The sequence below is a fragment of the Rhizobium sp. UFLA01-1127 genome (assembly GCF_059803845.1).
In genome coordinates, this window is sequence record NZ_JAUQTZ010000078.1 from 1 (window position 1) to 12,616 (window position 12,616).

8 protein-coding genes and 1 pseudogene are annotated in these 12,616 nt (G+C 60.4%); 3 read left to right on the forward strand and 6 right to left on the reverse strand.

The features are described 5' to 3' along the window. Positions 1–243, forward strand: a pseudogene (locus tag Q4Q11_RS19305) (amino acid ABC transporter ATP-binding protein); the annotation flags it as partial. A gap of 248 nt (positions 244–491) precedes the next feature. Continuing rightward, positions 492–1,748, forward strand: coding sequence for a multidrug effflux MFS transporter (locus Q4Q11_RS19310; protein WP_498570527.1), 1,257 nt, complete (start codon positions 492–494; stop codon positions 1,746–1,748). Positions 1,749–1,848: 100 nt separating this feature from the next. Here the strand turns inward: Q4Q11_RS19310 and pyc are convergent, their stop codons facing one another. Together pyc and Q4Q11_RS19320 are read right to left on the reverse strand one after the other, a co-directional pair. Further along, positions 1,849–5,310 carry a pyruvate carboxylase gene (pyc, locus tag Q4Q11_RS19315; protein WP_498570528.1) on the reverse strand — a complete coding sequence of 1,154 codons (3,462 nt, stop codon included), beginning with the start codon at positions 5,308–5,310 and terminating at the stop codon, positions 1,849–1,851. A gap of 116 nt (positions 5,311–5,426) precedes the next feature. Further along, on the reverse strand, positions 5,427–6,167 hold the full coding sequence (locus Q4Q11_RS19320) for a helix-turn-helix transcriptional regulator (protein WP_498570529.1): 741 nt from the start codon (positions 6,165–6,167) through the stop codon (positions 5,427–5,429). A 377-nt stretch (positions 6,168–6,544) separates the two neighbouring features. Here Q4Q11_RS19320 and Q4Q11_RS19325 point away from each other — a divergent pair, with 377 nt between their 5' ends. Further along, entirely contained in the window at positions 6,545–8,314 is a 1,770-nt protein-coding gene (locus Q4Q11_RS19325; protein WP_498570530.1) for a glucan ABC transporter ATP-binding protein/ permease, read from the forward strand. A gap of 279 nt (positions 8,315–8,593) precedes the next feature. Here the strand turns inward: Q4Q11_RS19325 and Q4Q11_RS19330 are convergent, their stop codons facing one another. The 4 genes from Q4Q11_RS19330 to Q4Q11_RS19345 all read right to left on the reverse strand — a co-directional run bounded on the left by Q4Q11_RS19330 (position 8,594) and on the right by Q4Q11_RS19345 (position 12,503). After that, the gene (locus Q4Q11_RS19330; RefSeq protein ID WP_498570531.1) at positions 8,594–9,685 is read right to left on the reverse strand and encodes a porin; all 1,092 of its coding nucleotides are present in this window, start codon (positions 9,683–9,685) and stop codon (positions 8,594–8,596) included. Between the two features lie 331 nt (positions 9,686–10,016). Beyond that, positions 10,017–11,246 carry an OpgC family protein gene (locus Q4Q11_RS19335; RefSeq protein WP_498570532.1) on the reverse strand — a complete coding sequence of 410 codons (1,230 nt, stop codon included), beginning with the start codon at positions 11,244–11,246 and terminating at the stop codon, positions 10,017–10,019. 746 nt (positions 11,247–11,992) lie between these two features. After that, positions 11,993–12,151, reverse strand: coding sequence for a hypothetical protein (locus tag Q4Q11_RS19340; RefSeq protein WP_498570533.1), 159 nt, complete (start codon positions 12,149–12,151; stop codon positions 11,993–11,995). A gap of 163 nt (positions 12,152–12,314) precedes the next feature. Next, positions 12,315–12,503 carry a hypothetical protein gene (locus Q4Q11_RS19345; protein WP_498570534.1) on the reverse strand — a complete coding sequence of 63 codons (189 nt, stop codon included), beginning with the start codon at positions 12,501–12,503 and terminating at the stop codon, positions 12,315–12,317. Between the last annotated feature and the right edge of the window lie 113 nt (positions 12,504–12,616).

Sequence of the window (12,616 nt, forward strand, 5' to 3'; positions counted from 1 at the left end):
GATCCGGAGCTGGCGGCCGAAGTGGTCGATGTGCTCGGCAAGCTTGCCAATGAAGGCACCACCATGGTCATGGCGACGCACGACCTGCGCCTTGCCTCGAAGATCGCCAACAATGTCGTTTTCCTAGAAGCGGGCATCATCGTCGAGACCGGCTCCTCGCGCAGCATCTTCGCCAATCCCTCGCAGGAGCGGACGAAGCAGTTCATCTCGACGCTGAATTCCGGGCTCAGCTACGACATCTGAGAGAAAGTGCGGTTTGCCAACGGGTCGCGCATTGACGCTGTGCGGCCTTCCGTTTAGCTCTGACGTCATGAACACGGCACGCGTTCTCGTAGTGGTAGGAAGGCGCATGGGCAGGATGGCGTAGCCATCCGGCGAAAGCACCCATGCGCGGTAAGCAGGCTCCTGACGGGGCCTTTTTTATTGCCCTGAATCCAGGCTGCGCCCCGTCAGATCTCCCTCGATTTCTCATCCGCACGACGGACAAGGCCATGACGCGCACCGAAAACCGTATCGAGCATCCAGCCCCGCAAGCAACTGACGACAGGACCACAGAAAGAGCCGCCGCACAGCCGCGGCCAACAACCCTCATCCTGCTCTCGGCGATTGCCGTACTGCCCGTGAACATGATCCTCCCTTCGCTGCCGAAGATCGCAGCGGCATTCCACGCCGATTTCGCCCTTGTGAACCTCTCGGTTGCCGGCTTTTCCATTGTCACCGCGTCCCTTGAAGCCATCGGCGGCGCGATATCGGACCGGTTCGGCCGCCGGCCTGTCGTCTTGATGGCGCTCTCGATCTTCATCGCCGCCTCGATCGGCTGCGTTCTCGCGCCGAATATCGGCATCTTCCTGCTATGCCGTATGATGCAGGCCTGCGTCGGACCGTGCTATTCCGTCGCTCTCGTCATCATCAAGGAAACCTCGGATGAGCGCCAGACCGCGAGCAAGTTCGGCTATCTCGCCATGGGTTGGGCGCTGGCGCCCATGGTCGGGCCGCTCTTCGGCGGATCGCTGGACGAGCTTTTCGGCTGGCAGGCAAGCTTCATCGTCCTCGCGATCCTCGGCATTGCCGCCCTCCTCCTCGCCATACGTGAGTTGAAAGGATCGAGAGCGCCTTTCCCGGATGCGCGCAGGAACTATCTCGCCTCCTATGGGCTGCTTCTGCGGTCGGCTCGATTCTGGGCCTACACGCTCTGCATGGCCTGCTCGATGGGTGTGCTTTACATCTTTCTCGGCGGAGCACCGCTCACGATAGGCGATGCGCTCGGCGGCTCGAGCGCCAGGCTCGGCTTCTACATGGGCCTGGTTCCCGCCGGCTTCATTCTCGGCAGCTATCTGGCCGGTCGCTACGCGGCAAAAATCCCGCTCGGCATGATCCTCGTCGTTGCGCGGCTTCTGACCTGCATCGGCCTGTCGATCGGCTTCGCTTTGTCGCTATCGGGCGCGGCACATGTCTGGGCGCTCTTCGGCCCTTGCATCTTCATCGGCATCGGCAACGGCCTTACCATGCCGGCTGCCAATAGCGGCGCCATGTCGGTCAGATCGGACATGGTCGGAACGGCAGCCGGATTGGCCGCCGCCATGAGGATATCGGGGGGCGCGCTGATCGGCTCGGTCGGCGGGCTGTTCATCGCGCAATCGTCAACGATCCATACGCTTTTCGCCCTGATGCTGGCATCCGCACTGCTCGCGCTGCTGGCTGCATTTTGGGCGGCCATCCTCGATCGGCAGGCTCGCAAACCAAGTTGAAACGTTGATGCCGCAAAGCCCGACTGCAAAAGTCGGGCTTTGCGGCAGAAGATGGTCACCATCTCAGTCGAGGGCCGGCTTCATAAGCCCAGCTTGCCGCTCAGGCGCCATAGACGACGAGCAGATCCTTGGCGTCGATCTGGTCGCCGGCGCGCACCAGCACCTCGGAAATCGTGCCGTCCTTCTCGGCATGCAGCGCCGTCTCCATCTTCATGGCCTCGATGGACAGCAGCACGTCGCCGGCCTTGACCGTCTGGCCGGGCGAGACGAAGACCGTCGAGATGACGCCCGGCATCGGCGCGCCGACATGGGCGGCATTGCCGGTTTCGACCTTGCGGCGGACGGCGCTGCCGGAAGCGCCATGGGCGCGATCCGGCACCTTGATGCGGCGCGGCTGACCGTTGAGTTCAAAGAACACCGTCACCATGCCCTTCTCGTCGGTCGCCGTCATCGCCTGGTTGACGATAACAAGCGTCTTGCCCTTCTCGATCTCGGCAAAGAGCTCGTCGCCCTCCTTGAGGCCGTAGAAATAGGCGGGCGTCGGCAGCACCGAGACCGGGCCGTATGTGTCGGCCGCAAGCGCATAGTCGGTAAAGACCTTCGGATACATCAGGTAGGAGGCGAATTCGAAATCGTCGACCTTGCGCTCCAGCTTGGTCTCGATGACCTTGCGCTCGGCATCGAGATCGGCGTCGGTGAGCAGCGAGCCGGGACGGACGGTATAAGGCTTGTCGCCCTTCAGCGCCTTCTTCTGCAGCGCTTGCGGCCATCCGGACGGCGGCTGGCCGAGATCGCCCTTCAGCATGGAGACGACCGAATCCGGAAAGGCGATATCCTTGGCCGGGTTCTCGACATCGGCAACCGTCAGATCCTGGCTCACCATCATCAGCGCCATGTCGCCGACGACCTTGGAAGACGGCGTCACCTTGACGATATCGCCGAACATCTGGTTGGCGTCGGCATAGGCCTGCGCCACCTGGTGCCAGCGGGTCTCGAGACCCAGCGAACGCGCCTGTTCCTTGAGGTTCGTGAACTGCCCACCGGGCATTTCGTGCAGATAGACTTCCGAGGCCGGCCCCTTGAGGTCGCTTTCGAAGGCCGCATATTGATGGCGAACGGCTTCCCAATAGAAGGAGATGCGGCGGATCCATTCGGGATCGAGGCCCGGATCGCGCTCGGAGCCTTTAAGGGCTTCGACGATCGAGCCTAGGCAGGGCTGCGAGGTATTACCCGAGAGCGCGTCCATGGCCGCATCCACGGCATCGACGCCGGCCTCCACGGCAGCAAGCACGGTCGCGGCCGCAATGCCCGAGGTATCATGCGTGTGGAAGTGGATCGGCAGGCCGGTAGCCTCGCGCAGCGCCTTGAACAGAACCTTGGCCGCAGCCGGCTTCAGAAGGCCGGCCATGTCCTTCAGCGCAATGATATGGGCGCCGGCCTTTTCGAGCTCGACGGCGAGATCGGTATAATACTTCAGATCGTATTTCGGGCGGGCGGAGTTGAGGATATCGCCCGTGTAGCAGATCGCCGCCTCGCAGAGCTTGTTCTCCTCGACGACCGCATCCATCGACACGCGCATGTTCTCGACCCAGTTCAGGCAGTCGAAGACGCGGAAGAGATCGACGCCGCCCTTTGCGGCCTGGCGCACGAAATATTTGACGACATTGTCGGGATAGTTCGTATAGCCGACGCCATTGGCACCGCGCAGCAGCATCTGCAGCAGCAGGTTCGGCGCGCCCTCGCGGATCAGCGCCAGACGCTCCCATGGATCTTCCGTCAGGAAGCGCATGGAAACGTCGAAGGTGGCGCCGCCCCAGCATTCCAGCGAAAGGAGCTGCGGCAGGGCGCGCGCATAGGTGCCGGCGACGCTGGCGATATCATGGGTACGCATGCGGGTGGCGAGCAGCGATTGATGGCCGTCGCGCATCGTCGTGTCGGTCATCAGCACGCGCTTCTCGTTGCGCATCCATTCGGCGAACTTCTGCGGGCCGAGCTGATCCAGCAGTTGCTTGCTGCCGTCCGGAACCTTGCCGTCGATATAGGGCAAAACCGGTTCGGCCGTCTTCGGCGAGGGCGCCGGCCGGCCGCGGGCCTCGGGATGCCCGTTGACGGTGACATCGGCGAGATAGGTCAGAAGCTTGGTGGCACGGTCCTGGCGCTTGACCTGCTGGAACAGTTCCGGCGTCGTATCGATGAAGCGCGTCGTGTAGCTGTTGTCGCGGAACTTCGGATGCGTGATGATCGCTTCGAGGAAGGTCAGGTTCGTTGCGACGCCACGGATACGGAATTCGCGCAGCGCCCGGTCCATGCGGGCGATCGCCTCCTGCGGGTTCGGCGCCCAGGCCGTCACCTTCACCAGCAGCGGATCGTAGTAGCGGGTGATGATGGCGCCGGTATAGGAGGTGCCGCCGTCCAGACGGATGCCGAAGCCGGAGGCCGAGCGATAGGCGGTGATACGGCCGTAATCCGGGATGAAGTTATGTTCCGGGTCTTCGGTCGTCACGCGGCACTGCAGGGCATGGCCGTTGAGGCGGATGTCCTCCTGCTTCGGAACGCCCGATTCCGGCGTACCGATGGCAAAGCCGTCGAGGATATGGATCTGCGCCTTGACGATGTCGATGCCGGTGACGACTTCGGTCACCGTGTGCTCGACCTGGATGCGCGGATTGACTTCGATGAAGTAGAATTTGCCGGTATCGGCATCCATCAGATATTCGACGGTGCCGGCGCCGACATAGTTGGTTGCGCCGGCGATCTTCAGCGAATAGGCGGCCAGTTCCTGGCGCTGTGCTTCCGTGAGATAGGGCGCCGGCGCGCGCTCGACGACCTTCTGGTTACGGCGCTGAACCGAACAGTCGCGCTCGAACAGATGCACGACATTGCCATGCGTGTCGCCGAGGATCTGGCTTTCGACATGGCGGGCGCGCTCGACGAGTTTTTCGAGATAGACCTCGTCCTTGCCGAAGGCCGCCTTCGCCTCGCGCTTGGCTTCCGTCACTTCCTTGGCGAGATCGGCCTCGGAGCGGATGACGCGCATACCGCGGCCGCCGCCGCCCCAGGAAGCCTTGAGCATGACCGGATAGCCGATCGCGGCCGCCATCTTGGCGACTTCCGTCATGTCGTCAGGCAGCGGCTCGGTGGCCGGCACGACGGGCACACCGACCGAGATCGCCAGATTGCGCGCGGCGACCTTGTTGCCGAGCTGGCGCATGGTATCGGCGCGCGGGCCGATGAAGATGATGCCGGCGGCATCGCAGGCGTCGACGAATTCCGGGCTTTCCGACAGCAGGCCATAGCCCGGATGGATGGCATCAGCGCCGGAAAGCTTGGCGACGCGGATGATCTCGTCGATCGACAGATAGCTCTCGATCGGACCGAGATCACGGGCAAGATGCGGACCGCGGCCGACCTGATAACTCTCGTCCGCCTTGAAGCGATGCAGCGCGAGTTTGTCTTCCTCGGCCCAGATGGCCACCGTTTTTATGCCAAGTTCGTTGGCGGCGCGGAATACGCGGATGGCGATTTCGGAACGGTTGGCAACCAGGATCTTGGAAATGGGCAATGCTGTCTCCTCACGGCATCGAAACGGGCAATGCTGCACCCGCGAAGAGAATTCTTAACTTCTTGTCACAGGAAGTTCAATTTCTCCTGCGACATCCGGCATCAAAATAGTTGCAATTACGGAATAAGTCCATTTCTGAAAGCGATGGCGACGATATGCTGCCGATTTTTGGCTTTCAGCTTGTCCTGGATGCTGTTCATGTACCAGTCGACGGTATGACTGGAGATCGCGAGCAGCCGGCTGATCTCGATCGATGTCAGGCCGTCGGCCAGATGGCTCAGCACTTCCATCTCGCGTTTGGTCAACTTCAGTTCGGCCTTTCCCGGTTCTTCGAACGATTTCACTTCGTTCCGCAGCTCCAGAAGCCGCCAGAAGGCCTTTCTGGCAACCGCGTCGAAGAGGCAGAGTTCCGTCGGGGAAAGATCGACCGCCTCGCCGCCGATCGTCATGGTTCCAAGCAGGCCGCTTCGGCCATGGATCGGAAAAATGTAGCCGTCGACGAGCCCGTTGGCGCGAGCGTCCGCCATCATCTGTTCCATTCGCCGCCAAAGCGGGTCGGTCTTCGACGCATCCACGGCATCGCGCCAGCGGAAAGGACGCTGCGCCCGGGTGGCATAACGGGCCACGGGATCGACAAGCATGTATCTCTTGCGGACATAGGTCAGCGGCCACTGATCTGGCCAGCGGCCGGCCAGCATGAAGTTGGTGACATCGATATTCGGCCGGGTTTGCTTCAGCAGGCCGTAGAAATCGAACTTGTACGAACGAAGGACCAACTCGAGCTCGGCGACGACGTCTTTGGCAAGCCTGCACTCCTCAATGATCACAAGCAATTGTATTAGCGAATGGATATTCACATCTACCTCTTGGCTTCGCAGCCTGAATTTTCGGCGGACGAGCATTGCGGCCCTGTCCGCCGGGGCCATAGCGTGCTTATTCGCGGGCAACATACTCAGGCCGACGCAAAATTGAACGCCCTTGGCGATTTTTTTACCATTCAACCCTGAATGGCGGCCGCGGCGTGACTTAATAGTGACGGATAATGCGGCGGCAGGGTCGTCCCCAAGATGTCACATTTCCACGGCGGCCGATAGCACCCTCGCCATGTCAGCGCGCTTTACGCGAAAAAATTCCCTTGAAAAAACAGCGTCGGATTCCGTTAATCGCCGGTTCAGGTAGCGATCTGTAGTGTTGCAGCATTCCAAGTTCTGCTGATGCACAGAGGGTGCCTGACGTGTCACTGTTCAAAGTCTATGCAAGAGCCCTGAAGTATCTTGGCGCGTATCGATACCGCGTCTGGATGGTCGTGATCGCAAACATCGCGCTTGCGATGACCACCATCTACGAACCGGTTCTGTTCGGCCGCATCTTCGACGCCATTGCCAAGAAGGAAGCCGTCACGCCGACCATGATGCTGTGGGCCGGCTTTGCCGTCTTCAGCGCCGTAGCCTTCATCGTTGTATCCCGCGAGGCCGACCGCCTTGCGCACGGCCGCCGCGCGACCCTGCTCACCGAAGCTTTCGGCCGCATTATCTCGATGCCGCTTTCCTGGCATAGCCAGCGCGGCACGGCGAGCGCGCTGAACACGCTGCTGCGCGCCTGCGAGGCGCTGTTCGGCCTGTGGCTCGAATTCATGCGCAACCACTTGTCGACTGCCGTTGCGCTTGTCGTCATGATCCCGACCGCCATGTCGATGGACCTGCGCCTGTCCGCAGTGCTCATCCTGCTCGGCATCTTCTACTGGACCATCGGCCGCCTGGTCATGAGCCGCACGAAGGATGGCCAGAACTCGGTCGAAAGCCACTACAACACGGTCTTCTCGCATGTCAGCGACTCGATCAGCAACGTTTCCGTGCTGCACAGCTACAACCGGATCGAGGCCGAAACCAAGGCGCTGAAGTCGTTTACCGAGCGTCTGCTGGAGGCTCAGTATCCGGTCCTCGACTGGTGGGCGCTTGCCGGCGCCCTGAACCGCACGGCATCGACCGTTGCCATGATGGCGATCCTGATGATCGGTACCGTCCTCGTCCAGGACGGCAGCCTGAGCCTCGGCGCGCTCATCACCTTCATCGCCTTTGCCAACGTGCTGATCGGCCGCCTGGAACAGCTGCGCAACTTCGCCAACCAGATTTTCGAGGCCCGCGCCAAGCTTGAAGACTTCTACACGCTCGAAGATTCGGTTCGCGACCGCGAAGAGCCGGCTGGCCTCGCCGAAATCAAGGACGTCAAGGGCGAAGTGGAGTTCCGCGACGTATCCTTCGGTTTCGCCAAGTCGTCGCAGGGCCTGCACGACATCTCCTTCAAGGTGAAGGCAGGGCAGACCGTCGCCATCGTCGGCCCGACCGGCGCCGGCAAGACGACGCTCGTCAACCTGCTGCAGCGCGTCTTCGACCCGCAGAAGGGCCAGATCCTCGTCGACGGCCATGACATCACCAAGGTAACGCGCAAGTCGCTGCGACGCTTCATCGCCACCGTCTTCCAGGATGCCGGTCTGCTGAACCGCTCGATCAGCGACAATATCCGTCTCGGCCGCGAAGGTGCGACGCAGGAGGAAATGATCCGCGCCGCCCAGGCCGCCGCCGCCAACGACTTCATCGAAACCCGCGAAGGCGGCTACGAGACCCGCGTCGGCGAGCGTGGCAACAAGCTCTCGGGTGGTGAACGCCAGCGTATCGCGATCGCCCGCGCCATCCTCAAGGATGCGCCGATCCTTGTACTCGACGAGGCGACGAGTGCGCTCGACGTCGAAACCGAAAACCGGGTCAAGACGGCGATCGACAACCTGCGCCAGAACCGCACGACCTTCATCATTGCGCACCGCCTGTCGACGGTACGCGAGGCCGACATGGTCCTCTTCCTCGACAACGGCCGCATCATCGAAAACGGCAGCTTCAACGAGCTCAGCCAGAGCAACGGCCGCTTCGCCGCCCTGCTGCGCGCCAGCGGCATCCTGACGGATGAAGAAGTCCGCAAGGCACACGCAACGGAAAACGAAGCCGCCTGATCTTCGCAAGGGGTCCAAGATAAAAGCCGGGAGAGCGATGTTCTCCCGGCTTTTTTGTTGCCGAGGTTTGTTAGGCGAGCGTGGGACCGTGTTCGATGTATGCGCCTACCTCAGGCCCGGAGAAAGCCGCGAGCAAGATCCGGCTGCCTTGATCGAACACACAACCAGCCAAAAACAAGAAAGGCCCGGCGGGAAAACCGGGCCTTTCCGTTTTCTGATCGGAGGTCAATTCGGCTGGGCGCCACCAGGAGTTAAGATCGGCGCCCCACCGGGATCGGATCAGAACTTGCGCTCGAAGCGGAGCACGCCGGCCCACTGGTCGCGGTCGGCGGCATCCCAGTTCGTGTAGGAAACTTCCGGCTGAACCAGCAGATCCTTGACCGGACGCCAGGCGACGTTGGCGGTGGCGGCGAAGATCTTCGAGTCCGTATAGGCAACCTGAGCGTTGGCCTGCAGCTTCGGATTGATCTGATAGCTGGCGCCAGTCCAGAAAGCCCAGTCGCCCCAGCCGCAATCCGCGCCGTTGGTCGGGCAAGCGGAACGGTTGCTGTTGAGGTACGAGCCGGCATACTTGTTCAGCTTGTCGCCGTCCGTGTTCCAGCCGCCCATCAGGAAGGCCTTGAAATCACCGAAGTCGGCGTCGATGCGAGCCTTGATTGCACCTTCTTCGACAATGCTGTCGTAGCCGCCGATGACGCGGAGGGTCCAGGCACCCATCTTGTAGCCGGCGCCGAGAACGACGTCCGGTGCATAGTGGTTGCCCTTGCCGGTCTGCCAGGCACCGCCGTAGGACGACGTGTCGCCCGACGAGTTGGAATCTTCGAGCGAGATGACGGCCGTGAAGCCGTTGCCGGCATCGTACTTGTAGGTGAGCTGGTTGAGTTCCTTCGGGCCGTCATAGATGACGTCGTCGTTGATGACGTTGCCGGCATAACCCATGTAGTAGTTGTATTGCGAATCGGCCTTACCGACGAGGAAGCCGCCGAGGCTGATGTTGGCCCAGAGCAGCTTGGTGCTGGTGGTGTTGCCGTCGTTCCAGTCCCAGCGGATGACCGTGTTGGTCTTCAGCGGACCGTATTCGGTATCCGTTGCCGTATCGACGGCCAGCTCGGCACGGGTATGCCAGAGCGTGCCGTTCTTGCTGCGGGCGTTGTAGGCATCGTACCATTCGCCCTCGGTACGAACCTTGCCGCCGATCTTGAGGCAGGTTTCGGTGCCCGGAATGAAAAAGTAGCCGGCGCCATAGGCGTCGCAAATGCGAACATATTGAAGGGGTTCCGGCTCGGCAGCCACGATGGCGTCAGCCGCCTGCGCTCCCGATGCGGCTGCCAGGGCGGCGGCCGACCCGAGAAGAAGACTTCTCATATTCATAGATTACTCCAATTCAGTATCGAATGGACATGAGCTATCGCGCCGAGAATCCGACGTCCCTACCCATTCCCGATTTTGACTATCCCCACGAATGCGCGGCCATCCCCCTTGGAAAAGCCGGCGACGCGATGGCGGCACTCTCCGAGAGCCGACACGTCGACCATATAACAATTAAATTTTGCACAACAAGATTTTGGGCATCCGAAAATATGTCGCAATGCAGCACAGTCATTCCGCGTTGCAGAAAAATCACGTCACACTTCCGTCGCGAAAGTGTCACAAATAAAAGATGAAGGAAAATCAAAGTATTGAGCCGCACATCAGATACGGCTCACAGAAGGCGCTCAGCGATGCTTTCCGATGTTGGCGGCACTGCGATCGCCGCCGAAGAAGGCACCTTTGCCACACGCCGGCCTCCGAGCTGAAGCCGCTTGTGTTCCAGATGGTAGGCATAGAGGAACTGCGCGGCAATGCCGATGACGACATAGATCGCACCGACGGTCGGGCTCTTGTTGGTCACATAGAGAAGAACCTGACCGGCCATGGCCAGAATCGTGCCCGCAACGAAAATGCTGAGCGAATGCCGCCCGAGGATCGTCAGCGGGTCGCTCCCCGAGCGGCGCAGCAGTTGCGAGAGCGAGGGTATGCTGATGATCAGATAGGCAAGCGCCAGCACATGCAGCAGCCGCGGCAGCGACAGGAATGTCTTGTCGAAACCGGTGATGACGGTGGGCAGGCCGAGCGTGGCGAGATAATCGCCGAGGATCCAAAGCCTGTCGGTCACCCAGATGAAGGACAGGAGCACGTAGGCGGAAGCCAGCGCGATCAGGATCGGATGCGCCGGGATCCGCCCGCCGCGCTTGACATGCATGGTCCCTGCGAAACCGATGACGAACAGGAGCTGCCAGGACAGCGGATTGAGGAACCAGAATCCCTCCAGCAAGGTCGTATGCGGCGCGATATAGTAGATGCCCGATACCATCCAGACGCCGACCGAAACCATGAGCAGAAGCAGCGGATTTCTCGCCTCCAGCAGCATGATCAGCGGCAGCATCAGGAACAGAGCGCCATACATCGGCAGGATGTTGTTGTAGCCGATCTGGTGCCCGAGCGTCAGCAGCGCGGGAATGCCCTGCGCCGGATCCATCAGCAGGGCAAGAATATTCACCTCGCAGAGCAGGCCCTTCTGGTGGAAAATCCACGCCCCTGAGATGAACAGCACCAGCGTTACGAACGTCGTGATCATATGGGCTGTATAGAGCGTGAAGGCACGTTTTACCGCCTTCAACACCATTGCCAGCCGATTGCCGGGGAGAAAACGCGTTCCATAGGCAAGACCGACGGAAATGCCGGAGATCAGCACGAAGGCTTCGGCTCCATCGGAAAATCCGAAATTCTTCGACGTGATCTGCTCGAAAATCTGACCGGGCACATGATTGATGAAGATCATCAGCAATGCCAAGGCCCTGAGGACATCCAACCGGGTATCCCGCTGCGTCGCCGGCTTGGGCACGGCCTGCCGCTCTGCGGTTGCCGGCTCGATATTCGCCCTGAAGTTCATGAACATCTCCTGTTCCGACAATCAAATGCAGTCGGGGCCAAAGAGTTCCCTCCTTGGTCCCGATCGCTGACGCAAAACAGTGCAGGAAACGCGACTGTCCGATCGGATGGCCTTCTTCGGGACGGGCGATCGCCCTGTCATTGATAGTGACCGAGTATCCTGCCGCATCGGGCACTTTTGCGACGGAAATGCGGCAATTCCGCTCGCCGGTTCGTTGTCCGCCGCAAAGCCATCCGAGTTCGAAAGCAAGCCGTTTAACGAAATGTCTTCTGTTTTTCACACGGATACCGGGAATGCCTTCGGCAGCGAGGCAATATAGCCAGTCGGCGGATTCCGTATACACGGTCAAGCTGCCAGGGCCACGCAATTGTCCTTCGCTGTAGATATCAGCCGCAACGGCATAGGGCTCTACACGATAGCTATCGGCCTGATCACGATCGCGTGCATGACCGGGGTTCTCTGTGCCCGACAGCATTCTGCCGACGGGATAGAAGAGGATTTCTTGGGGAATCAAGCTTCGGGAAAACTGGTCCGCATCCGCTTGCAGCATTTGCTCTCTACACAGCCACTCGCCCTGTATGGCGAACACATGGCCACGCTATTGCGGGTGGCTTGGACCTGACATCCCGCAAAGCATCGCGCCTAGAGCATTTCCAGGAAAGGCGCGCAGCGGTTTTCCGTCCGGAATGCGCAAAAGAAACAAGAAGATGGAGCGTTTCCGCGATTCGAAGAAAAGCAGAAGCGCTCTAGACGACGATGCCGCAAACGATAGCCGCGACGAACAGGAACGCCGCAGAAAACAGAGCGACGTGAATCGCGGTTTGTATTTTTTGCCGCGTCTTGGCGGCGCGCTTGGAACCATCGAACTGATTCACATGCGTATTCGAAATACCCAAATTCGCCATGTGTTGCCTCCGTTCGTTTTTTATGTGTCTTCCGGGCCAAGCCCAGAACGGACATTCATACATTTCCTATCAATTAGGTAGAGATGAATTTCCGTCCAGAACATGCGCCGAGAAAAATTAAACCCATTTGAAGTCGAGGACCCGAAAGATCGGCAATGCCCAGTCAGCAGAGAATGCGGCGGACCCAAATCAAGCTGCGCTCGATGGCGCTGGTATCGGCCGTCCGCTCTTCCGCTGGTCCGGCCTGGTGGCGGCTGTTATCCTCAGACCGAGCGGCGAGCCGTGTACCTTCCTGCCTCGCCGGAACCGGCGGATGAAGATAGCCCATGGTCATGCCGCCCATGAAAAACATGCCTGCCTCCACTTAACGTCTGCCCCCTCATCGGGGTCACGAAAGTTAACTGCCATTAACGAGATCATGACAGAATTGCGGCAGGTGTCAATAGTCTATACGATTGGTCGTGT

Coding starts and splice junctions, on each gene's coding strand:
- Q4Q11_RS19310 (WP_498570527.1), top strand. CDS start 492: ATGACGCGCACCGAAAACCGTATCGAGCATCCAGCCCCGCAAGCAACT.
- Q4Q11_RS19330 (WP_498570531.1), bottom strand. CDS start 9,685: ATGAATATGAGAAGTCTTCTTCTCGGGTCGGCCGCCGCCCTGGCAGCC.
- Q4Q11_RS19335 (WP_498570532.1), bottom strand. CDS start 11,246: ATGAACTTCAGGGCGAATATCGAGCCGGCAACCGCAGAGCGGCAGGCC.
- Q4Q11_RS19340 (WP_498570533.1), bottom strand. CDS start 12,151: ATGGCGAATTTGGGTATTTCGAATACGCATGTGAATCAGTTCGATGGT.
- Q4Q11_RS19345 (WP_498570534.1), bottom strand. CDS start 12,503: ATGTTTTTCATGGGCGGCATGACCATGGGCTATCTTCATCCGCCGGTT.